General features: G+C 62.1%; 18 protein-coding genes. 15 read left to right on the forward strand and 3 right to left on the reverse strand.

The window, feature by feature from the left end:
* Positions 1 to 691, reverse strand: a 691-nt coding sequence (locus tag IIY41_RS04610) for an ROK family protein (protein WP_287399975.1), incomplete at its 3' end; no start/stop codon positions are given.
* 244 nt (positions 692 to 935) lie between these two features.
* On the opposite strand from IIY41_RS04610, the gene IIY41_RS04615 reads away from it, so the two are divergent.
* From IIY41_RS04615 to IIY41_RS04645, 7 genes are all read left to right on the forward strand, one after another.
* Positions 936 to 1,931 (forward strand): SIS domain-containing protein, encoded by a 996-nt coding sequence (locus IIY41_RS04615; protein WP_058723019.1) that lies wholly within the window; start codon positions 936 to 938, stop codon positions 1,929 to 1,931.
* Positions 1,931 to 2,791: a PfkB family carbohydrate kinase gene (locus tag IIY41_RS04620; RefSeq protein ID WP_055079708.1), complete on the forward strand. Its 861-nt coding sequence runs from the start codon at positions 1,931 to 1,933 to the stop codon at positions 2,789 to 2,791. The genes IIY41_RS04615 and IIY41_RS04620 overlap by 1 nt, the downstream gene beginning before the upstream one ends.
* Positions 2,792 to 3,248: 457 nt before the next feature.
* Positions 3,249 to 4,559 (forward strand): ABC transporter substrate-binding protein, encoded by a 1,311-nt coding sequence (locus IIY41_RS04625; RefSeq protein WP_055079709.1) that lies wholly within the window; start codon positions 3,249 to 3,251, stop codon positions 4,557 to 4,559.
* A gap of 97 nt (positions 4,560 to 4,656) precedes the next feature.
* Positions 4,657 to 5,793 (forward strand): ROK family transcriptional regulator, encoded by a 1,137-nt coding sequence (locus tag IIY41_RS04630; RefSeq protein ID WP_009322421.1) that lies wholly within the window; start codon positions 4,657 to 4,659, stop codon positions 5,791 to 5,793.
* Between the two features lie 3 nt (positions 5,794 to 5,796).
* Positions 5,797 to 8,346: a hypothetical protein gene (locus IIY41_RS04635; protein WP_287399978.1), complete on the forward strand. Its 2,550-nt coding sequence runs from the start codon at positions 5,797 to 5,799 to the stop codon at positions 8,344 to 8,346.
* 11 nt (positions 8,347 to 8,357) lie between these two features.
* The gene (gene bglB / locus IIY41_RS04640; protein WP_009322423.1) at positions 8,358 to 9,431 is read left to right on the forward strand and encodes a beta-galactosidase BglB; all 1,074 of its coding nucleotides are present in this window, start codon (positions 8,358 to 8,360) and stop codon (positions 9,429 to 9,431) included.
* Positions 9,431 to 12,160, forward strand: coding sequence for an MGH1-like glycoside hydrolase domain-containing protein (locus IIY41_RS04645; RefSeq protein WP_278886392.1), 2,730 nt, complete (start codon positions 9,431 to 9,433; stop codon positions 12,158 to 12,160). The genes bglB (IIY41_RS04640) and IIY41_RS04645 overlap by 1 nt, the downstream gene beginning before the upstream one ends.
* A 315-nt stretch (positions 12,161 to 12,475) precedes the next feature.
* Here IIY41_RS04645 and IIY41_RS04650 read toward each other — a convergent pair whose 3' ends face one another.
* Positions 12,476 to 13,417 carry a helix-turn-helix transcriptional regulator gene (locus IIY41_RS04650; protein ID WP_009322425.1) on the reverse strand — a complete coding sequence of 314 codons (942 nt, stop codon included), beginning with the start codon at positions 13,415 to 13,417 and terminating at the stop codon, positions 12,476 to 12,478.
* 341 nt (positions 13,418 to 13,758) lie between these two features.
* On the opposite strand from IIY41_RS04650, the gene bglB (IIY41_RS04655) reads away from it, so the two are divergent.
* The 8 genes from bglB (IIY41_RS04655) to IIY41_RS04690 all read left to right on the forward strand — a co-directional run bounded on the left by bglB (IIY41_RS04655) (position 13,759) and on the right by IIY41_RS04690 (position 24,231).
* Positions 13,759 to 14,847, forward strand: coding sequence for a beta-galactosidase BglB (gene bglB / locus IIY41_RS04655; protein WP_009322426.1), 1,089 nt, complete (start codon positions 13,759 to 13,761; stop codon positions 14,845 to 14,847).
* A gap of 19 nt (positions 14,848 to 14,866) precedes the next feature.
* The gene (locus tag IIY41_RS04660; RefSeq protein ID WP_119981292.1) at positions 14,867 to 16,030 is read left to right on the forward strand and encodes an MFS transporter; all 1,164 of its coding nucleotides are present in this window, start codon (positions 14,867 to 14,869) and stop codon (positions 16,028 to 16,030) included.
* 54 nt (positions 16,031 to 16,084) lie between these two features.
* Positions 16,085 to 16,900, forward strand: coding sequence for a sugar phosphate isomerase/epimerase family protein (locus tag IIY41_RS04665; protein ID WP_009322428.1), 816 nt, complete (start codon positions 16,085 to 16,087; stop codon positions 16,898 to 16,900).
* Between the two features lie 67 nt (positions 16,901 to 16,967).
* Positions 16,968 to 17,927: an ROK family protein gene (locus IIY41_RS04670; protein WP_009322429.1), complete on the forward strand. Its 960-nt coding sequence runs from the start codon at positions 16,968 to 16,970 to the stop codon at positions 17,925 to 17,927.
* Positions 17,928 to 18,205: 278 nt separating this feature from the next.
* Positions 18,206 to 19,735, forward strand: a complete 1,530-nt coding sequence (locus IIY41_RS04675) for an ATP-binding protein (protein ID WP_165858861.1) — start codon at positions 18,206 to 18,208, stop codon at positions 19,733 to 19,735.
* Positions 19,732 to 20,460 carry a response regulator gene (locus IIY41_RS04680; protein WP_009322431.1) on the forward strand — a complete coding sequence of 243 codons (729 nt, stop codon included), beginning with the start codon at positions 19,732 to 19,734 and terminating at the stop codon, positions 20,458 to 20,460. Before IIY41_RS04675 ends, IIY41_RS04680 begins: the two co-directional genes overlap by 4 nt.
* A 131-nt stretch (positions 20,461 to 20,591) precedes the next feature.
* Positions 20,592 to 23,114, forward strand: coding sequence for a ribonucleoside-diphosphate reductase subunit alpha (locus tag IIY41_RS04685; protein WP_287399986.1), 2,523 nt, complete (start codon positions 20,592 to 20,594; stop codon positions 23,112 to 23,114).
* 73 nt (positions 23,115 to 23,187) lie between these two features.
* Positions 23,188 to 24,231, forward strand: a complete 1,044-nt coding sequence (locus IIY41_RS04690) for a ribonucleotide-diphosphate reductase subunit beta (protein WP_117461480.1) — start codon at positions 23,188 to 23,190, stop codon at positions 24,229 to 24,231.
* Between the two features lie 59 nt (positions 24,232 to 24,290).
* Here the strand turns inward: IIY41_RS04690 and IIY41_RS04695 are convergent.
* Positions 24,291 to 25,666, reverse strand: a 1,376-nt coding sequence (locus IIY41_RS04695) for a sodium-translocating pyrophosphatase (protein WP_287399988.1), incomplete at its 5' end; no start/stop codon positions are given.

The following is a 25,666-nucleotide window of genomic DNA, read 5'->3' on the forward strand; positions in this document are numbered from 1 at the left end:
CGTCCAGGCGCACCGCGCCGCCGCAGCCCGAGCCGATGGACAGATAAAGCATATTGGCCGCTCCGCCCGCGCCGCGCCGCAGGAATGCCTCGCCCTCGCAGGCGAGGTTCGCGTCGTTTTCCAGATAGACGGGCAGCTCCACTTCCCGCCAGAACGCGGGGAATACCTGCGCAAAGGAGGTGGGCTGCTGGATGTCCATGGCCGCGTAGCTGACGATGGCCGCCGCGTCCGGGTCCAGGTTGGCGGGAAAGCCGATGCACACGCCCAGAACAGGAGCGCCGTTTGCCGCAGCGCACATGCGCCGGATGGCCGCCGCAAGGGGGGAAAGGTCCCGCGTGCGTGCGAAATCGCCCAGCTCGATGGTTTCCCGCGCCTGCACGCCGCCCGCCATATCCGCCAGCCCCACGCGGGCAAAGCGGCCCTCGCATTCCACGCCCACAGCGCGGTAAGCTCCCGGCTCAAAGCGCAGCAGGCGCCCCTTCCGCCCGGCGCCGGCCGCGGGGCCGGTTTCATCCAGCTCCACCAGCAGGCCCTTTTCCAGAAAGGCGTCTACTACCTTCATTGCGGTGGGGAAGCTCATGCCCGTGTCCCGGGTGATCTCCGCGCGGCTCATCTGGCCGCGCTCACGCAGCAGGTCGAACACGAGGCGGCGGTTTTTTCCCTTGAGATAATTCGGAAGATATGGTTCCATACGGCCCTCCCGCGCGCCGCGGCGCGCACAGATATCCAAAAGTTATGATAATCATACCATCCCTGTGTCCGGCGGTCAAAGGGGAAAGCGGCCGCCGCGGGGCGGAGAATAAATTTTTTTGCAGGAGGGCTTGCGCTCCCGGCCGCGTTGTGCTATAGTGAAGACAAATTACTAAACAAACTTTAGTAATTGAAGTGCAAATGCAGATACGGACAAAATCAAAAAGCAAGGGAGCAGAGGAACGATGCATGAAGAAAAGATCGCACTGGTGGACGGCCAGGTAAAAGCAGTACAGCAGGCTGTGGCGGCCCGCGCTGTGGAAAACGTCTATTTTGTGGCCTGCGGCGGTTCGCTGGCCACGCTGTACCCGGGCAAGTATATCCTTGAGCGCGAAACGGCGGCGGTGAGCACCGGGGCCTATACGGCGGCGGAGTTTTTGAACGATCCCCCCGCGCGCCTGGGTGAAAAGAGCCTGGTGGTGCTCAATTCCCAAAGCGGCGGCACGCCGGAGACCGCCGCGGCGGCACGGCTGGCCGCCGGGCGCGGCGCGCTGACGGCGGCGTTCACCACCACGCCCGGTTCGGCTCTGGAGCAGGCGGCGGACCATATCGTTTATTACTTCGACGACCCGGCGTCCCCGTATCCCGCGGTGCTGACAATCTTTCCCGAGGTATACAAGCTGACCTACGCGCTGCTGGATGTGTGGAACGGCACGGGCCGCCTGCCGGAAGTGAACGCGGCCATGCTGCGCCTGCAGGATACCTTCGACGAAGCGTGCGCGGCCTACCGCCCCGCGGCCCGGGCGTTCGGCGCAAAATACGCTGGGGAACCCATCCTCTATTCCATTGCGGCGGGCCTGGACGCCTGCGTAGGCTATGTGCTGACGAACTGCCTGGTGATGGAATCCCTGTGGAAGCACTCCTCGCCGCTGCACGCGGGCGAGTTTTTCCACGGTGCGTTTGAGGCCGTGGATGATACGGCCGCGGTGTTTGCGCTGTTGGGGCTGGGAAAAACGCGGGCCCTGGAGGAACGCGCGGTGAAGTTTTTACAGCGCAAGACCGGGAAGCTGACGGTGCTGGACGCGGCCGCGCTGGACCTCGAGGCTTATCCCGGCTGGCTGCGCGCGCCGGTATCCGCACTGGTGCTCAACCGTCTGGCCGCGCTGTATTGCGACGAGATGTCCTATGCGATGGGACATCCTATTTCCTCGCGCCGGTACATGGGGGTGGAAAAATACTGATGAAGCTGCTTGGCATAGGAGACAACGTGCTGGACGATTACCGCTGGCGGCAGGAGCTGTACCCGGGGGGCAACAGCGTCAATGTGCCCGTGCTGGCCCGCCGCTACGACGGGAGCGCGGCGGCCTATATCGGCGTGCTGGCCGACGACGGCGCGGGGTTGCATTTTGCCTCCGCCCTGCGGGAGGAAGGCGTGGATATCAGCCGCGTGCGTGTGATGCACGGCGTCAGCGCGCGCAATTACATCGAGCTGGACGAGGCGGGCGACCGCCACTTTGTGGGCAACAACGGCCGGGAGACCGCGCAGTACCAGGCGCTGCTGTGCCTGACGCCCGGCGACTACGCCATGATGGAGCAGTACGACCTGGCGCACACCAGCATCCACAGCTGGCTGGATGCCTACCACCCGGCCATCAGCCGCCGGGTGCCGCTCTCTCTGGACTTTTCCGGCGAGTACGACCGGGTGAACATCGCCCAGCTCTGCCCGCTGCTGCGGTTTGCTTTCTTTTCCGGCGGTGCCGCCAGCGAGGAAGAGGTGCGGGCGCTGGCCCGCACTGCGCTGGACGCCGGAGCGCGCACGGTCGTGGTGACGATGGGCGTGCGCGGTTCTTATCTGCTGGAGCAGGGGCGTGAGCACAGGCAGGAGTGTGTGCGTGCAGACGTGGTGGACGCGCTGGGCGCGGGCGATGCGTTCATTGCGGCATTTCTTGCGGAATACCACGCGGGCGGCGGGGATCTGGCGGACGCAGCGCAGAAGGCGAGCGTATTTGCCGCGCAGTGCTGCGGCCATTACGGCGCGTTCGGCCACGCCATGCCGCATCCGGACAGGTGCGCCGGGGAGCAGGCGGATCTCTGTTTATAATATAACTTACTTTATATAAAAAACACAAAAGACGCAGAAGAGGGCCTGCCGCGGCTCCGCTTTTGCGTCTTTTATCTGTAGGGACATAGAAAGGTTACGAAATTATGACAACGCGATATTGCATTTTTTTCTTTGCCTTTTCCCGTGAAACGGGCTTTGCCAAGCGCTTTGCTGCAAAACGCACACAGATTTGATAGATTTTGATTGGGATTATTACCAATTTTGAACAAAATGCTTGATGCATTTTGCCCAAGATGAAAAATGCAAAGCAAAAAATGCAATACAATCTGAAGCAACACAGCAAAATAGGAGTAGTTTCCGCGAAATGGCGAATGCTATACTTAAGGCACAGAAAAACGGCGGCGGCACATGCTTCCCGGGAGATGCGCGTTCCGCTGTTTTGAGGAAAAAACCTGCGCCCACAGGGCGCAGCGGTAATCTTTAGGAGGTTTAACGTATGAAAAAGGCATTTTCCCTGCTTCTTGTTGCCGCCATGGCGCTTATGCTCGTCGCATGCGGCGGCAGTTCCAGCAGCACGCCTGCGGCTTCCGGTTCCACGGCGGCGTCCGGCTCTGCCGAGGCGCCTACGGGCCAGACGCTGAAGGTCATGCTTTCCGAGGAGCCCAGCAGCGGCGATTCCTTCACCACGACATTGAATAAATGGGCCGAGGAGACCGGCAACAGCGTGGAGCTCATGGTCATTCCCTACGACGACCAGCTCACCAAGTTCCCCCTCATGGCCAAGAACAAGGACCTGCCCGACCTCGTTTCCACCACGCGTCTGAGCCGTCTGTATCCGGATGAGTTTGTGGATCTGGGCCAGGTCGTCGACACCTCGATCTTCGAGCCGATGGCACTGGAGATCATCAGCCAGGAATATAACTCCGACAAGCTCTCCTGCCTGCCCCTGCAGTTCACCATCACCAACGTGTTCTACAACAAGGACGCTTTCGAGGCCGCCGGCCTGGAGGTTCCCACTGTGGACGACCGCTGGACGATGGATGAAGTGTACGAGGCCGCTGCGAAGCTGATGGCCGACGGCGGCGTGAAGTACGGCATGGCCGTGGATTTCTCCCGCGCCCGTTATGACAACCTGATGTATATGAACGGCGGCTCCATGGTGGAAAAGGACGGCGATTCCTTCAAGGTCGCCATCAACAGCCAGGCCAATATCGACACCCTGCAGACCTTCGTGGACAAGAACAACGAGGGCATTATGCCCAAGGCCATCTGGGCCGGCGGCTCCACCGACAACCCCGGCGATTACTTCAAGAACGGCGACGTGGGCATGTACTTCTCCGGTTCCTGGAACTACAATGCATTCACCACGGACATCACCGGCTTTGAATGGGGCGTTATGCCTTCTCCGGTCGGCTCTGTGAGCGGTTCCGCGATTCTGGGCGGCTCCGGTCTGGCCGTGCCCGAGAACTCCGCCAACAAAGATCTGGCGCTCTCCTTCATCAAGTGGTTCTATGAGGAGGAAAACTTCTCTTACTACCTCGATCTGGACAAGGGCCTGTCCTCTCTGACGGGCGTGACGTACCAGCCCGCCGACGAGAAGGCTGCCGCGGACTACACGGTCCTGCAGGCGGAAGTCGGCCAGACGACTACCCTGTTCAGCGTGGACGAATCCTCCATGTGGAGAAACTATCTGGACAATGAGTACCGCGATGCTCTGAAGCAGGCGGTGAACGGCGACATGACGGCTGAGGAAGCCCTCAATGATTTCGCCGCCGCTCTGGCCGAGAAATCCGGCTGGGCCCAATAAGCAGAAAAGAAGCGGTCATACCGCAGCGTGTTTGAAAACGCCCCGCCCGGATGGGCGGGGCGTTTTCGCACGGCAAACGGGAAGGGAGACATGCGGAATGGAAAAGCCGCAGTACACCGCTGCGCACCTGAAGGGCATGAACCGCCATGTCGTATATGATTTTATTCGGGAACGGGGAGCAACTTCCAAAGCGCAGATCGTCAAGGAAACGGGCATCAGCCCGCCCACCGTCATCAAGATCGTGTCGTACCTTGTGGAGCGGGGCCTTGTGGTGGAGGCCGGCGAGGGTGCGGCCGGCGTGGGACGCCGGCCGCAGCTGCTGGCCATCAACGGGCCGGGCCGATTTTCGGCAGTGTTCGCGCTGGAAGGTTCGTTTCTCTCCATGGGGCTGGTGGACATCTCCGGCCGTGTGCTCCACAGGCAGAAAACACGCACGGCGCAGGATTTCGGCGCGTTTCTGGCCGAGGTGCGCGACGGGCTGGTGAGCAGCCTGCTGCACGCTGCCGGAGCAGACCCTGCACGGCTGATCGGCGTGGGCGTCACGCTGCCCGGGACGTATGACCCCGCGCGCCGCGTGCTGGATTACGCGCCCGCCATCGGTGTGTTCGGGCCGGTGGAGATCGGCCCGTGGATGGACGGGATGACGCAGAAGTTCGGCGTGCCCGTTTATGTGGAAAACGACACCAACGCCCAGTGCATGGGCGAGCATGAGCTTTGCCGTGCGCGGGACCTTGTGTATGTTTCGGCGGGAACGGGCGTGGGTGCGGGGGTCATGCTGGACGGCCGCCTGCGACGGGGCGAAACGAACAAATGCGGCGAGATCGGCTACAATGTGTTTTTCGAGGATTATAAGCGCACGGCCCGCGCAGCGGGCTGCCTGGAGCAGCGCATCGGTTACCATGTGCTGGAGCAGCAGTTCGCCCTGGACCGTTTTTCCCGCCGCAGTCAGATCCCGCCCGCGCTTCTGGCGCAGATGGCGGCCCAGGTGACGAAGCCCCTGGCGCTTTGCATCGCCAACCTGACGCATGTGCTGGACTGCAGCACCGTGGTGCTGGGCGGCGAGGTAGCCGAGCTGCTGGGCGACGCGCTTCTGGACGCGCTGAACGCCAGGCTGGAGGAGCTGTGCCTCTCGCCGGTGCGGGTGCGCCGTCCGGCCAGCGCGGACGACGGCCTCATCGGCATGGCGGCCCATATCACGCGCATGGAAGTGGATGCGCTTTTGGAGGAGGAATAGGCTGTGGCATATTTAAAGTTTCCGCTGTTTCTGGGGCGATACGTCAACCGCTGGCTCGTCAGCGGCATTGCCCAGACGCCCGTGCATTTCACACCGGTGACGCTGCACGGGGATATCAACCTGTGGCTGAAAAAGGGATTTTCCGTTCATGAAAATCCCTGCAAGACAGAATTCGTACGCGCGCGCCGGGCACGCCCCGCCGCGCTGCCCGCTGTATGCGAGCCGGTGCCCGGCGGCCGCGTTGGAGACGGCGCGTCGCCCCAGACGTTTGCCGTGTACTGGCCCTTCGACGACATCAGCCTTGACATCTCCGGCGGATGGGACGCGCCCACGCATATCCGCGCCTGGGCGTATACCGAGCTTTGGGCGGACGAGGACGGCCCCGCGCCGTTCCTCTTTACGACCTGCGGCGGAGCAGCCGTGTGGCTGAACGGCGAGAAGGTGCTGGAATTTACGCCCTTCACCCGCAACATCCCCGCGGATACGCCGCTGGAGCTGACGCTGCGCAAGGGCAGAAACAGCGTGCTGGTGTTTTTTGATGACCTGGCCGAGCGGGACGCGGCGTTCCTGCTGCGTTTGTGCTGGCAGGGAACGGATGCGCCGCCGGAGCAGCGCGTGCCGGTGGGCGCGGCGAACCCTACGCTGCTGGAGCAGGGCGAGCAGGCCATGCGCAGCCTTTGCTTCAGCCGCAACCATTATGCGGCGGGCCCCGTCAGTCTGCGGTGTGAAAATCCTTTCGCCCAGCAGACGCTGCATGTAACGCTGGAGGGCGCTACGGAGGAAAACGAGCAGGCGGGCGTGCTGTTCACGCGCACAGCGGATTTTGCCCCCGGGCAGACACGGGCGTCCCTGGGGGACTGCGCCGAGTTCCCGTTCGGATTTCTTCTGCTGCAGGCCACCGCTGTGGTGGAGGGAATAGCCATCACCCGCCCCATCACCGTGGAAACGCACGCCTCGGCTCTGCTGCCCCATGCGGCGGACACCGTGGCCGGGCGCAAGCGGCAGGCGCTGGAATTCCTGGCGCACTTCGGCGAGCAGAACACCAACCGGGCCGTGGCGCTGCTGGCAACGGGCGGCAGCCCGGACGAGGCGCAGCGCCTCATTGCCGCGCAGGTGCGCTTTGTAGACCGCCGGTGCGACTGCAGTGATTTTTACCTCGTTTATTTTCCGCATATCCTGCGGGCCTGGGGCGCACAGGGCGCCGGCCTGCTCTCGCCGGAGCTGGAGCGCGCCATGCGGGCGTGCATCCTGAACTTCCGTTACTGGATGGATGAACCGGGCGACGACGTGATGTGGTTTTACAGTGAGAACCACGCGCTGATGTTTCATACCTGTCAGCTGCTGGCCGGGGAGCTGTATCCGTCGGAGACCTTTTCCAACAGCGGCATGACGGGCCTACAGATGCAGCAGAAAGCGAAGGGCCTGCTGCTGGAATGGTTCCGGGGATTTTTAAACGAGGGCTTTACGGAATGGAACTCCAGCGCTTACCTGCCCATCGACCTGCTGGGCCTGGCCAGCCTCTATGCCTGGACGCAGGACGGAGAGCTGCGGGCACTGGCAAAACGGGGCATGGACTATGTGTTTTATCTGCTGGCCGTACACAGCCGCAAAGGCTTTTTCGCAGGGTCCTCCGGACGCACGTACCTCAAGGAGCAGTTCGGAAACTGGTCCAACTGCACATCGTTCATGAGCTGGATCGGCTATGGCTGCGGCACTCCGGGCCACGCGGGCAAGGGCGTGGTTTCCCTTTGCCTGTCGGATTACGAGCCGCCGCGGGACTATGCGGCCTATTTCAATGTAGAGCCGGGTTTTGAGCTTGTGTGCCGCTCCACGCATGGTTATCAGAAGCACGTAGATCTTTATACCTATAAAACGTCGGGCTATCTGATGACAAGCGCGGCGGATTTCCGGCCCGGAAAGCCGGGCTATCAGGAAAATCCGCTGCAGCTCACATTCACACCCACGGCGCAGCTCTGGATCAGCCATCCGGGTGAGCGGGCGCTGTACGGCAAGGGGCGTCCGTCCTATTGGGCGGGCAACGGCACGCTGCCCCGTGTCAACCAGTACAAAGGCTTCGCCACGGTGTTTTATGATATCGCGCCGGAACACCCGGTGGATTTCACGCATCTGTATCTGCCCACAATGGAATTTTATCTGTGCCGCGTACAGGGTCCCTGGGTGTTTGCGCAGGAGGGAGACGCCTACTGTGCGGTCTATTGCTCGGCCGGGCTCACGGCCCAGCGCTTCGGCCCGAACGCCGAGCGTGAGTTCATTGCGCCCGGCCGCCGCTGCGTGTGGCTGGTGCGCGCCGCGCAGACGGATGAATTCCCCAGCTTTGCGGCGTTCATCACGGCCATGCTGGCTGCGCCGCTGGAGGTGGACGCCCAGCGGCTTGCCTGCCGCTTTGAGGACCCGGTATACGGAGTGCTGCGCAGCGGCTGGAACGAACGTCTTTCGGTGAACGGCGCGGCAATGGAATACGGCGGCAGCGACCAGTACGGCGTGCTGGAGCTGCGGGAAAAACAACAGCCTGCCGCGGATGCGCAGGCATAGGAGGAAAGAATATGCTGGACCAGAAGACCCTGCACGCGGCGCTCAAAAAGGTATCGGCCGCGATGATGCATCTGGAAAATACGGGCTTTGAGGAAAAGTACCCCATTGGCCTCATCGACATCAACCTGTGGGAATGGCCGCAGGGCGTGGGCCTGTACGGCCTTTACAATTATTATAAGCTGACGGGAGACCGCGGGACGTTCGATTTCCTGTGCGGCTGGTATGACGCGCGCATGGCCGAGGGCCTGCCCGAGCGCAACGTCAACACGACCTGCCCCATGCTCACGCTGCTGTGCGTGTACGAGGACACACAGGACGAACGCTACGGCGCGCTGTGCCGGGATTGGGCCGAGTGGGTGATGCACGGGCTCATCCGCACGGGCGACGGCGCGTTTCAGCACATGATCACCGGCGACGCCAACGACAGCCAGATGCTTATCGACACACTGTTCATGACGGTGCTGTTCCTGGCCAAAGCAGGCGTGGTGTTCGGCCGCAAGGACTATGTGGAGGAAGCAAAGCGCCAGTGCCTGGTCCACATCAAGTATCTGTATGACACAAGCTGCGGGCTGTATTTCCATGGATACGACTTCAAGGGACGCCACAACTACGGCCGTGTGCATTGGGCACGCGGAAACTCCTGGTACACCTGCGGCATCATGGAGCTGATCGGCCTTATCCCCATCGAGCCGGGGCTGCGGCAGTATTTTCTCGACACCTTCCGCGCCCAGGTGGACGCGCTGTGCGCCTGCCAGGCGGGGGACGGCATGTGGCATACGATCTTGGACGACCCGGCGTCTTATAAGGAAAGCTCGGCCACGGCGGCGTTTGCCTACGGAATGCTCAAGGGCGTCCGTCTGGGCTTTTTGCCCGCGCAGTATGAGGCGCCGGCCCTGCGCGCCGTGCAGGCCGTGCTGGCCCGCGTGGATGCCGCGGGCATCGTGGGCGGCGTTTCCTACGGCACGCCTGTGGGCAATGACGCACAGTTTTATAAGGATATCCCCGTCTGTCCCATGACATACGGGCAGGCCATGGCCATCCTGATGCTGGCCGAGGCGCTGTACCACACCGGGGAGGACGCGTGATGGAAACAGGCGCGAACGTCCCTCTGTATGGGCCGTATTCCAAAAAATATCTGGGCCTTTCCAAAATCGTTCCGCGGGCGCAGGTGCCGGGCGCGCGGTTCGACCTTGTCGTTCACCCCACCTGCGTGAACGGTGCGGTGCCCGTTCCAAACACCACGTTTCCCTGTGGGTATCATCCGTGGCAGGCCGCGCCGGACGGCTCGTTTTACAGCTACCGCTGCGAGCTGCTGCCCAAGGACAGGCTGTACGCGAGCATTGCGTTTTTTCGCCTGGATGAAAACGCGTGGGGCGTGCGCACGCGGTTCCACAACCGGACAGAGCTGCCCCGAAATTGTATGCTCAACTATTTCTGCGCGCTGGAATACCCGGCTGCGCGGCGGACGCTGCCCGTTCTGCCGGAGGGCGCGGTCCGCTGGCATGCGCTGGACTATGCTTCCTATACTTACGCGCAGCCGCGCCCGTGGGACGGCCTTGCGCCCGACGCGCTCCAAAAAGGTGAGTTCCGCGACGAGGCGTTCACAGACGGCCACGGCCTGGGCGACCGCGTGCCTCACGCCCACATGCCGCGCCTTGCGGGCCTGCGTCCCTTTGGCGCGCAGGCCGGGGATGCTGTGGGCTACCGCGTCGCCGTTCCCGGGTTTGAGGATGCCGCGCTCACGGTGCGATACCGTACCGTACCGCCGCAGGGCGGGCACGGAGAAAGGGGCGCTTCGGCGGAGCCGGTGGTGTTCGATACTGCGTTCGGTCCGCTGTCCTTTCCGCCCAGCGGCGCGCCCGCGTTTGTTTCGTTCCCGCTGGGCGCGGTGCCGCCGGGGGAGCTTGCGCTCACGCTGACGGCGCGCGGTACCGGCGGCGCGGGCGTGGAGCTGGATTTTTTTGCGGTGACGGCCCGCGCCCGGGCGGCTGCCGTCGGTGTGTGCACACAGGAGCCGGATGCCAGGCCCGTATTGGAACGGGAAAGGGACGGGCAGTACCGCCTGCGCTATGCCGGTGTGGACGAGGCGTTCTGTGTGCGCGTATACGGCGAAAGGCGGCGGGAGCGCCTGCTGGAGACCGGCTCTCTGGAGGATGCGCTCATCTCCCGCCTGTCCAACCCGGACCATACCTTCGACGATGTGCTGAACCCGTTTTCCGGTTCGTTCCGGCGCAAGCACAGTGACCCGGGCTGGTATCAAAACCTGCTGGTGAGCGGGCTGTTCCTGCAGCCCGGGGCCTGCCATACAGAATACGCCGTGCTCTCGGCCACGCCCCGGACGGACACGCCGCAGGCACTGGAGCAGGTGTTCCGCGCGGGCAAGCGCCGGGCAAAGCTGCCGGCCTTCAACCCGGCGGGCAGGCGTTACCGGCTGTCGGTGCGGTGCCTGCGCGCCGCCGCGCTGACGAATGTCGTTTATCCTTTGTACCGCAGGGGTGAAATGGTGGCGCATTATACGCCGGGAAAGCGGTGGGATTCTTTCTACACATGGGACTCCGGCTTCATCGGCCTGGGCCTGGCACAGGCGGACGCAGAGCTGGGCCGCCGCGTGCTGGAGCAGTATCTTTCCGGCCCGGAAAACAGCGATTTTGCCTTTGTGCACCACGGCTCGCTGGTTCCGGTGCAGTTTTACCTGTACCAGGACCTGCTGGCGCGCGCGCAGGATAAGGCCGGGCTGCTGCGGCTGTATCCGGCGATGCGGCGGTATTACGAATTTTTGGCCGGACGGGGCGAAGGCTCCACGACCGCGCGCTTTGCAAGCGGCCTGCTGACGAATTACGATTATTTCTACAACGCCAGCGGAATGGACGACTATGCGGCACAGGTGCTGATGCATGCGAAGGGCCTTTCGGGCCGCGCCGCACCCGTCCTGTTCACCGCCCATGTCATCCGCGCGGCGAAGATCCTGCGCCAGAGCGCGCGGCGCCTGGGGCTCGTGAAGGACGAGGAGCGCTGCGGGCGGGACATCGAGCGGCTTTCCGCCGCGCTGCAGTGCGCCTGGGACGGGGAATGCGGCTACTTCAGCTATGTGCTGCACGATGACGAAGGAAGGCCGCAGGGCTTTCTGCGTACGGACGCGGGCGAGAACGCAAACAAGGGGCTGGACGGTGTTTATCCGCTGGTGGCGGGCGCATGTACGGCACGGCAGCAAAGCACGGCGCTGGCGCATCTGAAAAGCACAAAGGAGCTGTTCTCACCCGTTGGGCTCACAGCCGTGGACATGTCCGCGGCTTATTACCGGGATGACGGCTATTGGAACGGCGCGGTGTGGTTCTCGCACCAGTGGTTTTTCTGGAAAACCATGCTGGACCTGGGCGAGGGCGCGTTCGCATGGGACATCGCGCGCACGGCGCTGGAGGCATGGAAGCGGGAGGTGGACGACAGCTACGACACCTTTGAAATGATCAACATCGCCACGGGGCGCGGGGGCTGGTTCCACCAGTTCGGCGGGCTGTCGTGTCCGGTGTATCTGTGGGCGTGCGCGTATTTCCAGCCCGGCACGGTGAACTGCGGTTTTGACGTGTGGCTGGAGCGCGCATCCTTTACAAAGAACTGTACGGCCTGCACGCTGGAACTTTCCACCCGGGATTGTGCGCGGGATGCGCTGGTGCTGGCGGCGCTGTGCCCCGGCACACGCGTGCGCGCCGTTTTGGGCGGCACAGTGCTGCCCTGCACCGAGCGCGCGCCCGGCGCGTGGGAGGTCACGGTGCCGCACGGGCTGAAAAACGCCGTGGTGGAGCTGCGGCCGGAATGACCCCTGCATACGCGGTGTGAAGCTTCCGTGCAGAACAAGGCCCCGCCCGTCCGCATCTGCTGCGGACGGGCGGGGCCTTCCAGGTCGTCGAAAAAAAGTAAAGAAGTAAAAGAAGAGTCCGGGGAAAAAGCTGGCGGTGGCAAAGCCATGCATCTTTGCGCAGCAAAGTGCAGGCCACGCGGCGAATGCCGCCCAAAATTTAAAACAACCCCGCGACGCCCCGCACGGCCAGTGCCGAGGCGTGTAGAGCGAAGCGACCGCCGAAGGCCGCTGTGCGCGGCGGGCGGGGCCTTCTGGTGTAAGAATGCCGTTTTGTCAGGCCTCCCGGGACTCCGCCGGAAGCTGGATGTAATTGTTGGCGGGCGTGATGCCGGCGCTCCCGTTCAGCCGGAACTGGGAAGGAGAGGTGTGGCAGAATTTATTGAACACGCGGTTGAACTGGGAAAAGCTGGTGAAGCCGCAGTGCGCCGTGATGTCTGCGATTTTCATATCCGTGTACAGCAAAAGCTGCTGGGCGTTGCGCACACGCGTCATCTGGATGTAATTGATGAGCGTGAAGCCCGTGACGCTTTTGAACTGGTGGGACAGGTAGTACGGGCTGATGAAAAATTTTTTGGAGATATAATCCAGCGAGAGCTCCTGCGCATAATTGCTGTGGATATAGCTGGTGATGGAGTAGATCTTGTGGGTGATGGAATCGTCGAATTCCTGGGGCACATAGGTGTTGCGCGGGCAGGCCTGTGCGACGGCACACAGGAATTCCACAAATTTGCTGTGGATGGCAAGCTCTGTCAGCGGCGTGCGGGGCTGCTTGCCCAGCGTGAAAATATCGTTCAGGTAGCCGAAGGCGGAGGCGCGCTCTGCATCGCCCAGGCGGTAGATGGGAACCTCCGCATCAAAGGGTGCCAGCGCCTGGCGCAGCATGCCGCCCAGGCACGGCGTGTCCGCGGGAATGGCGAAATTGATGATTAGGCGCTTACGCGGCGCGCCCACGGGATATTCCGTTTTGTGCAGCAGCGCCGGGCGCAGAAACACGATATCATAGGGCTGCAGCGCGTAATAATCGCCCTCGATGATATGAGACGCTTTGCCGTCCAGCAGGATGTGCACCTCGTAAAACTGATGGAAATGCTGGAACTCCATATTGATGTTGTAAGAGCGCTCGTCGTAATCGAAAAAATAATACAGCGGCGCTTCGGCGTTGTTGATGGTAATGGAATAGGCCTGCTCGTAAAGCAGCGGTGCATTGTAATACATGCGCGGAGCCTCCTTTTGCGCTGTCTGCGGCCCGTTTGGGAGCCGGCGGCCGCCGGGCTGCCGGTTTTCATCCCCATTATATCGCAAAACGCAAAAAATGCAAATAGAAATGCGAATAAAGGCAAAAAGCAAGTGGTTTTTGTTATTTTGCCTGTGCTATACTGATGCTGTAAAGTTGACCATATTTTTGATGTATTTCAGGGCGGATACTGGTTATCTGCCTAAAATCTGTTTGCGCACCGCCGCCGGAAGAGCGGCTCCGGGCGCGGGAAAAACATCAAACAGGTTAGGAAGGTCCGCCACAGCGGGGCGGATACAACAAAGCAAAGGAGTTTTGGTGCATGCAGGAGCAGGAGGTAGCGCGCAAGCTGGAGCTGTGCGTCGGCAGCTTTAAAAAGGTGCTGTACGAGCCGGACGATATTTTCCTGAAAAACATGGAGAAAAACAATCTCGCGGGAGACGACATCTCAAAGTACCAGCTTTGGGAGTGGACGCAGGGCGTGGGCCTGTACGGCCTGTGGAAGCTGTTCGAGCGCACGAAAGACGGGCGGTATCTGGCGACGTTGCGGGAATATTACGACGCGCGCATCGCAGACGGCCTGCCCGGCAAAAACATCAACACCATGGCGCCCGTCCTGGCGTTGTCCTATTTATATGAATACACCGGCGACGAGACTTACGGCGCGGTGTGCAAAGAGTGGGCCCAGTGGGTCATGGACAGCCTTCCCAAAACAAAGGAAGGCGGCTTTCAGCACATCACGTCCGATACGCTCAACGACGGCGAACTGTGGGATGACACGCTGTTCATGACGGTTCTGGTACTGGCCAACATGGGCCGTATCCTGGGCCGGCAGGACTACACCGATGAAGCGGTCTATCAATTTTTGCTGCATACGAAATATCTGGCTGACAAAAAAACAGGGTTGTGGTATCATGGGTTTACGTTCCATGGCAACCACAACTTCGCGGGCGCATTCTGGGGCCGCGGAAACTGCTGGGTCACCATCGCCATCCCGCTGCTGCTGGAAATGCTGCCCGTCGGGCAGCCTGCCCGCCGCATCCTTGTGAACGCGCTGGAAAATCAGATCGCCTCGCTGGCAAAATACCAGGACGGCAACGGCATGTGGCATACGCTGATCGACGACCCCACGTCCTACGTGGAGGCCAGCGCCACCAGCGGCTTCGGCTATGGTATCCTGAAGGCCGTGCATATGGGCCTTGTGGACGCCGCCTATGCGGAGAATGCCAAAAAGGCGCTCGCCCCCATTCTTAAATGCATCCGCGAGGACGGTATTGTGGACCAGGTGTCCTACGGTACCGCCATGGGCCGGGAGACAAAGGATTTCTACAAGCAGATCCCGCTGCGGCAGATGCCTTACGGGCAGGCCATGGCCATGCTGTTCCTGATGGAAGCGGGCGAAGAAGCCTGACGCGCGGAAGGGGTAGGGTATGAAGCACACACGCCTGACCTTTGCGGCCTTTGTTATGCTGATGGTGGGGCTCGGCTCCAGCGACAGCCTGCGCGGTATTTTCTCGCCGGTATTCAGCAGCCATTTTGCACTTTCGGCCACGCAATTGGGGCTCATCGTCACGGTGAGCTACATTGGCAACCTGGTGTTCCTTCTGGTGGGCGGCAACGTCATTGAACGGTTTGAAAAGAAAAAAGCGCTGCTGGCGCTGACGGGCATCTGGATGGCGGCGCTGGCAGTGTTCGCCTTCACAGATAATTACTATCTGCTGCTGGCGGGTATGTTCTGCGCCATGGGCGCGTCTACGCTGCTGAACACGACGCTGAATCTCGTCACGCCGCTGCTGTTCGCGTCGTCGCCCGCGTTTTTTGTGAATCTTCTGTTTTTTACACAGGGCATCGGCACCAGCGGCAGCCAGTCTCTGCTGGGGCGTTATGCCACGGATATCGGCTTCTGGCACAAGACGAACCTAGTGCTGCTGGCGCTGGGGGCCGCGGCGGTGCTGCTGCTGGCGTTCAGCACGGTGCCCGGCCCGCGGGCGGATGGCCCGCATCCGGCAAAGCGTCAGTCCGGCGTGCTGAAAAACAGGGCCGCGCTGCCGCTCGTCTTTGTGTTCGGTTTTTATTTCATCGCCGAGCACGGTGTGATGAACTGGCTGGTGGCCTACGCCACCGCGGGCCTCGGAATGGAGCAGGCCAAAGCATCCAACTACCTGGCCGTGTTTTTCGGCGGCGTGATGCTGGGCCGTCTGGTGCTTTCGCCGCTGGTGGACAGGCTGGGCATCCTCAAGAGCATGGGCGTCTTCGGCTCGCTCTCTGCGGTGCTGTACATCGCGGGTGTTGTGGGCGGCGCGGCGGCAATGCCGCTTTGGGCGGCCAGCGGCTTTTTCCTTTCCATCCTGTATCCCACGCTGGTCATGAGCATCCGCCTGTTTTTTCCGCATGGGCAGGTGGCGGGCGCGGCCGGCACCATCATCAGTGTCGCGTCGCTGTTTGATATTCTGTTCAACGTCGGCTTCGGCCGCCTTGTGGATACGCTGGGCTACGGCGTCAGCATCTATGTGCTGCCGCTGGCCATGGCGGCGTTCATCATCACCTTCCTGGCCTTTTCACGCGGGCATGGGAAAGAGCAGCAGAAGAACTGACGGCTCCGCCCTTTGCGGCTATGCGGGGGCGCTGCAACCGAAGGAGGAAATATCATGAAGATCGGTATCCGCGCGCATGATTTCGGGTGCCTGCCGCCTGTGCGGCTGGCGGAAAAAATGGCGGCCCAGGGCGTCGAGGCGGCGCAGCTGGCCATCCCAAAGGCCATTGCCGGGGTGGAGAGCTATGCGCAGGTGACGGACGGCCTGCTGCGCGAGATCGGCGCGGCTTTCCGGGAACACCACATTGATATCGCCGTGCTGGGGTGCTATATCGAGCCGTCGCTGCCCGATGAGGCTGCGCGCAAGGCGCAGCTGGATACGTTCCGCTTGGGGCTGCGCTGTGCGGCGGAGCTGGGGGCGGGCTGCGTCGGCACCGAGACGACGCTTTTTTCCGGGCCGGAGCAGGAGCGCCCGGCGGCTTATGATATCCTGCGCCGCAGCGTGGACGCCATGCTGAACGATGCGGCGAAGCTGGGTGTGACCGTTGCGGTGGAGCCGGTTGCGGCCCATACGCTCAACAGCCCGGCCCTGGCGGCCCGGCTGCTTCAGGAGTTCCGCGGCGGGGGCCTTGCGGCTATTTTCGACGCGGTGAACCTGCTCACGCCCGCTCGGATCGAAACGCAGGCGGCGCTGTGGGACGAGGCGCTGGCCGCGTTTGGCCCCGATATCGCGGCCGTTCACGTAAAAGACGCTGTGGTAAAGGACGGAGCGCTGGCCCCGGCCTTGCTGGGAGAGGGCGTGATGTGTTATGATAACATCATGCGCTGGCTGGCGCAGCATAAGCCCGGCGTGGCGCTGCTGCGCGAGGAGATCGCCCCCGAAACAGCCGCGCGTGACCTTGCCGTCATGCGTGCCTGGGCGGGCAGATAAGCCAAATACGATGCGCGCAGAACGTACTGTTCTGCGCGCCGTTGTTTACAGAGGAGGAAAACGGAAGATGGAATACTGTATCGGCATTGACCTGGGCGGCACCAACATCGCGGGGGGCGTCGCCACGCTGGACGGCCGTCTGGTGCACACACAGAGCGTCAAAACCGGCATGCCGTGCACGCCGGATGAAATTGCGGACCGCATCGCCGCGCTGTGCCGCAGTCTGGCGCAGGCGGCGCAGACGCCGCTGGAGCAGATGGCGTGGATCGGCGTGGGCGCGCCCGGCAGTGTGGACAAAGATACGGGCGTAGTGGAATATGCCAACAATCTGGAATTCTATAATATGCCTTTGGGCGCGATGCTGCGCACCCGTCTGGGCCTGCCCGTCTATGTGGACAACGACGCCAATGCGGCGGCCTGGGGCGAATACCGGGCGGGCGTTGGCAGGGGCTGCTCCAGTATGGTGATGGTGACGCTGGGCACGGGCGTAGGCGGCGGCATCATTGAAGACAGCCGCATCGTCACGGGCTGCAACTGGGCCGCGGGCGAGCTGGGCCACTTTGTCATCGATATGAACGGTGAACCGTGCAACTGCGGCCTGCGCGGCTGCTTTGAGCAGTACGGCAGCGTTACGGCGCTCATCGCACAGACGCGGGCCGCCATGCGGGCCGCGCCGGACAGCCTGCTGTGGGAGCAGGCCGGCGGCAGCGAGCAGCTGGTGAACGGCCGCACGGCGTTCGACGCCATGCGCCGGGGCGACGCGTCCGCGAAAGCAGTGGTGGACGGATATGTGCATTACCTGTGCGTGGGCATCACGAGCATCGTCAATATCTTCCAGCCCGAGGTGCTGTGCGTGGGCGGCGGCATCAGCCGCGAGGGCGAGGCCGTAATGGCGCCGGTGCGCGCCTACGTGGGAAAATACGGCTATGCGCGCGGCAGCGCAAAGCAGCCGCGCATTGTGGCCGCCAGCCTTGCAGGAGACGCAGGCATCATCGGCGCGGCGCTGCTGGGTACCGAGAAAAAATAAAAGCAGAGGAGAAGAACCGTGCGTGTTCCATACACGCACGGTTTTTTTATGCAGCGGGTCAACCGTGCGGCACACGGAGAAACAGCTTCTTAATATGGTTTTAACATCAGAGAAAAAATCTTTATGCCGTGCAAAACTGCGGATACTGACATTCCGTTCGGAAAACGCTATAATGAGATGGATCGAAGGCGCCGGGCAGGGCCCGGCCGGCTTGCGGAAGAAAGGGGACCCGGATGTTCGGACGGTGCGGTGCAGAACAAGAAACAGGACGCCTGCGTATGGAGGGGGCGCTGACGCTTTCCTGGCGGGATATGGGCAGGACGGCGGGCATTCTGTGCGCGGCCTCCCTCGTCGGGCTGCTTTTTTACAAAGCGGGCATCACCGAGGCAAATATCGTTACGGTATATCTGCTCGCCGTGCTGTGTACGGCGTTGGCCACAGACGGACGGGTGTACGGCATTTCTGCGGCTGTTGCAAGCGTGCTGGTTTTCAATTATCTGTTTACCGTGCCGCGCTTTACGCTTAAGTTCAATGATGTGAGCCGGTATTCGGTCACGTTTCTTGTGATGTTCATTGCCGCGTGCATCACCAGCACGCTGACCATGCGGGTGAAAACACAGGCGCGCCAGGCGGCGCGCAAGGCGCACCGCAGCGAAGTCCTGCTGGAGACCAGCCAGGCGCTCCAGCGCGCGGAGGGAGAACAGCAGATATTCACCGCGGCGGCAGAGCATCTTTCCCGCCTGCTGCGTGCGGGCGTTTCACTGTATCCGGTGCGGGACGGCGCGCTGCAGCCTCCTCTGGTTTGCGACGCGCAAGGGACGGAGGCCGCGCCCTGTACAACGGAACGGGAGCTGCGTGCCGCCCGGACCGTGCTGCGCTGCGGCGGCCAGGCGGGGGCCCGTACGGCCGCCTGCCCGGATGCGGAATGCCTGTATCTGGCCGTGGGTGCGTCTGTTCCGCCGCTGGCCGTGGCGGGCGTTGCCCTGCGGAAGGGACACATTCCGGATGATTTTGACAGAAACCTGATGGCGGCGCTGCTAAACGAATGCGCGCTGGCGCTGGAAAAAGAGCGCATCGCCCGCGAAAAATCGGACGCGGAACTGCAGGCCCAGCAGGAGCAGCTGCGGGCGAACCTGCTGCGCACCATCTCCCATGACCTGCGAACCCCGCTCACCAGCATCTCGGGCAACGCGGGCGTACTGATGGAGAATTCCAGCGTGCTGGATGAGGCGAAAAAACAGCGCCTGTATGCCGATATCTACGACGACTCCATGTGGCTCGTCCAGCTTGTGGAAAATCTGCTTTCCATCACCCGGCTGGAAAACGGCGGGCTGGACCTCCGCATCCAGCCCGAGCTGCTGGAGGAGGTGGCGGGCGAGGCGCTGCAGCATCTGAACCGGCGCAGCGCCGAGTATCCCATCCGTGTGGATATCGAGGACGACCTGCTGATGGCGAAGATGGATTCCCGCCTGATCACGCAGGTCATCATCAATATCGTGAACAACGCCGTCAAATACACGCCGCCCGGTACGGACATAACCCTCAGCGCGCGCCGCGAGGGAGACACGGTGCGGGTGGAGATCGCGGATACAGGCCCCGGCATTCCGCAGGAGGCACAGGGCAGGCTGTTCCAGATGTTCTATACCGCGGGCAACGACCGCGGCGACGGACGGCGGGGGTTGGGCCTGGGCCTGGCGCTGTGCAAGTCCATTGTGGAGGCGCACGGCGGGGAGATCGGCATGCGGGCCAACGAGCCCCACGGCTCCGTATTCTTTTTTACCCTGCAAGCAGAGGAGATAAAGCTATGAACAAAGCAAAAATACTGGTGGTGGAGGACGACAAGGCCGTGCGCAACCTGATCACCACTACACTGGAGACGCAGAATTACCAGTACCACACGGCGGAAAAAGGCAGCGAGGCGCTGCTGGAGGCTGTTTCCTTTCAGCCGGATGTGATGCTGCTGGATCTGGGCCTGCCGGATATGGACGGCATTGCCATCATCGAAAAGGTGCGCGGCTGGTCGGGCATGCCCATCATCGTCATCAGCGCCCGCAGTGAAGACAGGGACAAGATCGACGCTCTGGATGCCGGTGCAGACGATTATCTGACAAAGCCCTTCAGCGTGGACGAGCTGCTGGCCCGCCTGCGTGTTGCGCTGCGCCGCGCGCGGCAGGACAGCGGACACGCGGGCGCGCCCGAGGCGGTGTTTACCAATGGTGAGCTGAAGATCGATTATGCCGCGGGCTGCACCTATCTGGCCGGGCAGGAGGTGCACCTCACCCCCATCGAGTACAAGCTGCTGTGCCTGCTGGCAAAGAACGTGGGCAAGGTGCTCACGCACAACTTCATTTTGAAGGAGGTGTGGGGCAGCGCCCTGCCGGGGGATACGCCTTCGCTGCGTGTGTTCATGGCTACGCTGCGCAAAAAGATCGAACCGGTGCCGGCACAGCCAAAATACATCCAGACCCATGTGGGCGTGGGTTACCGGATGCTGCGCATTGCAGAGGGAGAGCCCGTACAGAAAAACGGATGATATTTGATGCGGAACCGTCTGCCCCGTCGGGGCAGGCGGCTTTTTTTCCTTCGGCGGGATTTTGCTGTTGACGGAAGACTGTTTCCATATTATACTAAAATAGTATAATACAAACGGAAGAAGGGGACCTGATGAGGAACATCATCAAACGCGACGGCACGGTGCGGCCCTACGAGCCGGAGAAGATCATCACGGCCATGGGCAAGGCCTTCCGCGAAACGGCGGCCGGGACGAGCCGGGAGGAGATGGAACGCCTGCTGCGCGCGGTGGAAAAGGAAATGGAGCACAAAGACGGCGGTTGGGCCGTGGAGGACATACAGGACGCTGTGGAACGGGTGCTGATGGAAAACGGCCGTTACGAGGAAGCAAAGCGGTATATTTTGTACCGGCACCGGCGCAACGAGCAGCGCGCGGCGCGGCGCGCCATGGCTCAGGCGGCGGGCGTTCCGGCACTGGACGGCGTGCTGGCCAAGATCGAAAAGGATTTCCCCGGCGAGGCGTATGCGCTGACCGTGCTGAACACAAAGTTTCAGAGCTTTGTCAAGCCGGGCATGGGCGCGGACGCGGCGCTGGAGGCGCTGGTGAAGGCGGCTGTGGAGCTGACGAGCCAGGAGGCCCCGCGCTGGGAATTCATCGCGGCGCGCCTGCTCAATGCACGGTTTGGCCGCAGCCTGGAGGAGCAGCTGCGCAAGCGGGGCATCGGCGGCTTGTACGACAAGCTGCGCCGCCTGACGGACGAGGGGCTGTACGGCGAATACATCCTGGCGCATTACAGCCGGGAAGAGATCGAGCAGGCGCAGAATTTTCTGCGGCCGGAGCGGGATGAGCTGTTTACATACTCCGGGCTGGACCTGCTGCTCAAGCGATATGTCATCCACGACCGGGCCCACGCTCCGCTGGAGACTCCGCAGGAGATGTTTCTGGGCATCGCACTGCATCTGGCCATGCGTGAAAAGCGGGACCGCATGGCTTGGGTACAGAAATTTTACGATATGCTCAGCCGGATGCATGTGACGATGGCCACGCCCACGCTGTCCAATGCGCGCAAGCCCTATCATCAGCTCTCCAGCTGCTTCATCGATACGGTGCCGGACAGCCTGGAAGGCATTTACCGAAGCATCGACAACTTTGCACAGGTAAGCAAATACGGCGGTGGCATGGGCATGTATTTCGGAAAGGTGCGCGCGGCGGGCGGCAGCATACGCGGCTTTGAGGGCGCGGCCGGAGGTGTGGTGCGGTGGATCCGCCTGGTGAACGACACCGCCGTAGCGGTAGACCAGCTGGGCATGCGCCAGGGCGCTGTGGCCGTGTATCTGGACGCCTGGCACAAGGACCTGCCGGAGTTTTTGCAGCTTCGCACCAACAACGGGGACGACCGCATGAAAGCCCACGACGTGTTCCCGGCAGTGTGCTATCCGGACCTGTTCTGGAAGCTGGCCAAAGAGGACATCGACGCCGAATGGGCGCTGCTGTGCCCCCATGAGGTGCTGACGGTAAAGGGCTATGCGCTGGAGGATTACACCGGCGCGGAGTGGGAGCGCCGTTACCGCGACTGTGTGGCGGACGCGCGCATCTCCAAACGTGTGGTCACGGTCAAGGAACTGGTGCGCCTCATCCTCAGATCCGCCGTAGAGACAGGCACGCCCTTTGCTTTCAACCGGGACGCCGTCAACCGCGCGAACCCCAACAGCCATAAGGGTGTGATTTACTGCTCCAACCTGTGCACGGAGATCGCTCAGAACATGGCGCCCATCGAGACCGTGAGCCGGGAGGTGGAAACACGGGACGGCGACACTGTGGTCGTCACCACCACGCGCCCGGGCGAGTTTGTGGTGTGCAACCTTGCCAGTCTCTCTCTTGGACATCTGCCTGTGGAGGACGACGCAGTGCTGCGGGACACCGTGCGCACCGCTGTGCGTGCGCTGGACAATGTCATCGACCTGAATTTCTATCCGCTGCCCTATGCGGAGCTGACGAACCGGCGCTACCGCAGCATCGGGCTGGGGGTGTCCGGCTACCACCACATGCTGGCCAAGCGCGGCATCCGGTGGGAGAGCGGCGAGCATCTGGCCTTTGCGGACGATGTGTTTGAACGCATCAACCGCGCGGCCGTGGAGGCCAGCGCGGACCTTGCGGCGGAAAAAGGAAGTTACGTCTATTTTGAAGGCAGCGACTGGCAGACCGGCGCCTATTTTGAAAAGCGGGGCTATACCTCGCCGGAATGGCGTGCGCTGGCGCAGAAGGTGGCGGCGCAGGGCATGCGCAACGCGTACCTGCTGGCCGTTGCGCCAACCAGTTCCACCAGCATCCTTTCCGGCACCACCGCTGGTGTGGACCCGCTGATGAAGCGTTTTTTCCTGGAGGAGAAAAAGGGAGGCATGCTGCCCCGCGTTGCGCCGGAGCTTTCCATAGATACCTATTGGTACTACAAAAACGCCCATACCATTGACCAGAAGTGGAGCGTGCGCGCCTGCGGCGTGCGCCAGCGCCATATCGACCAGGCCCAGAGCGTGAACCTGTACATCACCAACGAATATACGCTGCGGCAGGTGCTGGAGCTGTATGTGCTGGCCTGGGAGTGCGGCGTCAAGACCGTATACTATGTGCGCTCCAAATCGCTGGAGGTGGAGGAATGCGAGAGCTGCTCCTCCTGAAGCAGCCCTCTGCGGGCGGAACGGACAGGAAGAACAAAGGCCCCGTACCGGGGCGGGAAGAGGAGAAAGAGCGATGGAGATGCTGGCAAAAAAACCGCTGTTCAACCCGGACGGAGACACCGACGTCCGGCTGCGGCGGATGATCGGCGGCAATACGACCAATCTGAACGATTTTAACAACATGCGGTATTCGTGGGTGAGCGGCTGGTACCGTCAGGCCATGAACAATTTCTGGATCCCGGAGGAGATCAGCCTGGCGCAGGACGTGAAGGATTACCCGCGCCTGGACGCGGCCGAGCGCACGGCCTACGATAAAATACTCAGTTTTCTGGTGTTTCTGGACTCCATCCAGACGGCGAACCTGCCGAACCTCGGCGAATACATCACAGCCAACGAGGTGAATCTGTGCCTCAACATCCAGACATTCCAGGAATGTGTCCACAGCCAGAGTTACAGCTATATGCTGGACACCATCTGCAGCCCCACACAGCGTGACAATATCCTTTACCAGTGGAAAACCGACGAGCATCTGCTGCGTCGCAACACGTTCATCGGGGAATGCTACAATGCGTTCCAGCGCGAGAAAAGCCCCGAAGCGCTGCTCAGGGCGCTGATGGCGAACTACATTCTGGAAGGCGTGTATTTCTACTCCGGCTTCATGTTTTTCTACAACCTCAGCCGCAACGGCAAGATGCCCGGCTCCGCACAAGAGATCCGCTATATCAACCGGGACGAGAACACCCATCTGTGGCTGTTCCGCAATATCATCCTGGAGCTGCAGAAAGAACAGCCCGAGCTGTTCGGTACGGAAAACGTGCGCATGATGCGCGAGCTGCTGGAGGAGGGCGTGCGGCAGGAGACCGCGTGGGGCCATTATGTCATCGGCGACGCGATCCCCGGCCTGACGCGGCAGATGGTGACGGATTATATCAGGTATCTGGGCAATCTGCGCTGGACGAGCCTGGGCTTCGGCACGCTGTATGAGGGTTATGAGGCCGAGCCGGCCAACATGGCCTGGGTGAGCCAGTATTCCAACGCCAACCTGGTGAAAACGGATTTCTTTGAGGCAAAGAGCACGGCCTATGCGAAAAGCACCGCTCTGGTAGACGACCTGTAAGCTGCTGCTCCGTAAAAAAGAGGCCCCGGCAGCAGCCGGGGCCTCTTTTTGCGCTTGCTTTAAAAGATGGAATAGGTGAGGAACAAAACCGCCGCCAGAGAACTGACCAGCGAAACGACGGTGATCTGTGTGTTGATGGACGGCCCGGCGGTGTCCTTGAACGGATCGCCCACGGTGTCGCCGATGACAGCGGCCTTGTGTGCGTCGCTGCCCTTGCCGCCGAAGTGGCCGGATTCAATGTACTTTTTCGCGTTGTCCCACAGGCCGCCCGCATTGCTCATCAAAAGCGCCAGCAGCAGGCCAGAGATGATGTTGCCTGTCAGGTACCCGCCGATGGCCTGCACGCCGCCGATGAAGCCCACCAGCAGCGTGGCGGCAATGGCTGTAAGGCCCGCGGGGACCAGTTCACGGATGGCGCCCAGCGTGGAAATATCGATGCAGCGCGCATAATCCGGTTTGCCGGTGCCTTCCTTCAGGCCGGGGATCTCTTTGAACTGGCGGTGGATCTCTTTCACCATCAGCTGGGAGTTGCGGTTTACGCCCATAATGAGCATGGCCGAGAACACGGCCGGGATGGCTGCGCCCACCAGCATGCCGAAGAACACCAGCGGGTCCATCAGGTCGAACGTGATCTCCACGCCCGCAGCCTGGACCACCTCGCGGAACGCGCCCAGCAGGGCGATGACGGTCAGGCCCGCCGCGCCGATGGAAAAGCCCTTGGTGATGGCCTTTGCGGTGTTGCCGGCTGCATCCAGCTCGTCGGTGATCTCCAGAACCTCATCGCCAAGGTCCGCCATTTCCGCCACGCCCCGGGCGTTGTCCACGATGGGGCCGTAGGCGTCGCTGGAGATGATCATGCCCACGATGGAAAGCATGCCGATGGCCGCACAGGAGACGCCCAGCATCTCATACCCTGCGCCCAGGGGCGCGCACAGCTTGTAGGAAATGAGCGCCGCAAGCCCAATGCCCACCAGCGCGGGCAGCGCGGACAAAAGCCCATAGGAAAAACCGGAGAGGATGGTGAACGCCGGGCCGCTCTGGCAGGCCTCGGCCACCTTGGCAACGGGCTTCTTGTCGTCGCCCGTGAAGAAATCGGAGGTGATGCCGATGATGACACCCGCCAGCATACCCACCATGGCCGCGCCCCAGAGGCGCAGCTCAAAGCCGGAAGCAAGGCAGGCGATGAAAGTGAGCGCCGCGAACACACCGCAGGTGAGATAGGTGCCGCCGTTCAGCGCGCGGGAAGGATTCCCGTTTTTGCCCAGGCGGGCGCACAGCACGCCCACAACAGAGGCCAGCAGGCCCAGCGTGGTGACGCAGAACAGGAAGGGCACCTCGCCCAGGGAAAGGGCGATGACGATGGTGGCGGCCATGGCGGCTACATTGGAATCGAACAGGTCGGCTCCCATGCCGGCCACGTCGCCCACGTTGTCGC

This window comes from Ruthenibacterium sp. (genome assembly GCF_017421385.1).
GTDB classification, from domain to species: Bacteria; Bacillota; Clostridia; order Oscillospirales; family Ruminococcaceae; genus Ruthenibacterium; species Ruthenibacterium lactatiformans.

What these genes read in the sequence shown, in the direction of transcription:
- IIY41_RS04650 (WP_009322425.1), bottom strand. Translation starts at nt 13,417, where the DNA reads ATGTATTACAATGCACCGCTGCTTTACGAGCAGGCCTATTCCATTACC.
- IIY41_RS04680 (WP_009322431.1), top strand. Translation starts at nt 19,732, where the DNA reads ATGAACAAAGCAAAAATACTGGTGGTGGAGGACGACAAGGCCGTGCGC.
- IIY41_RS04665 (WP_009322428.1), top strand. Translation starts at nt 16,085, where the DNA reads ATGAAGATCGGTATCCGCGCGCATGATTTCGGGTGCCTGCCGCCTGTG.
- IIY41_RS04670 (WP_009322429.1), top strand. Translation starts at nt 16,968, where the DNA reads ATGGAATACTGTATCGGCATTGACCTGGGCGGCACCAACATCGCGGGG.
- IIY41_RS04690 (WP_117461480.1), top strand. Translation starts at nt 23,188, where the DNA reads ATGGAGATGCTGGCAAAAAAACCGCTGTTCAACCCGGACGGAGACACC.
- bglB (WP_009322426.1), top strand. Translation starts at nt 13,759, where the DNA reads ATGCAGGAGCAGGAGGTAGCGCGCAAGCTGGAGCTGTGCGTCGGCAGC.
- bglB (WP_009322423.1), top strand. Translation starts at nt 8,358, where the DNA reads ATGCTGGACCAGAAGACCCTGCACGCGGCGCTCAAAAAGGTATCGGCC.
- IIY41_RS04625 (WP_055079709.1), top strand. Translation starts at nt 3,249, where the DNA reads ATGAAAAAGGCATTTTCCCTGCTTCTTGTTGCCGCCATGGCGCTTATG.
- IIY41_RS04615 (WP_058723019.1), top strand. Translation starts at nt 936, where the DNA reads ATGCATGAAGAAAAGATCGCACTGGTGGACGGCCAGGTAAAAGCAGTA.
- IIY41_RS04685 (WP_287399986.1), top strand. Translation starts at nt 20,592, where the DNA reads ATGAGGAACATCATCAAACGCGACGGCACGGTGCGGCCCTACGAGCCG.
- IIY41_RS04630 (WP_009322421.1), top strand. Translation starts at nt 4,657, where the DNA reads ATGGAAAAGCCGCAGTACACCGCTGCGCACCTGAAGGGCATGAACCGC.
- IIY41_RS04645 (WP_278886392.1), top strand. Translation starts at nt 9,431, where the DNA reads ATGGAAACAGGCGCGAACGTCCCTCTGTATGGGCCGTATTCCAAAAAA.
- IIY41_RS04675 (WP_165858861.1), top strand. Translation starts at nt 18,206, where the DNA reads ATGGAGGGGGCGCTGACGCTTTCCTGGCGGGATATGGGCAGGACGGCG.
- IIY41_RS04660 (WP_119981292.1), top strand. Translation starts at nt 14,867, where the DNA reads ATGAAGCACACACGCCTGACCTTTGCGGCCTTTGTTATGCTGATGGTG.
- IIY41_RS04620 (WP_055079708.1), top strand. Translation starts at nt 1,931, where the DNA reads ATGAAGCTGCTTGGCATAGGAGACAACGTGCTGGACGATTACCGCTGG.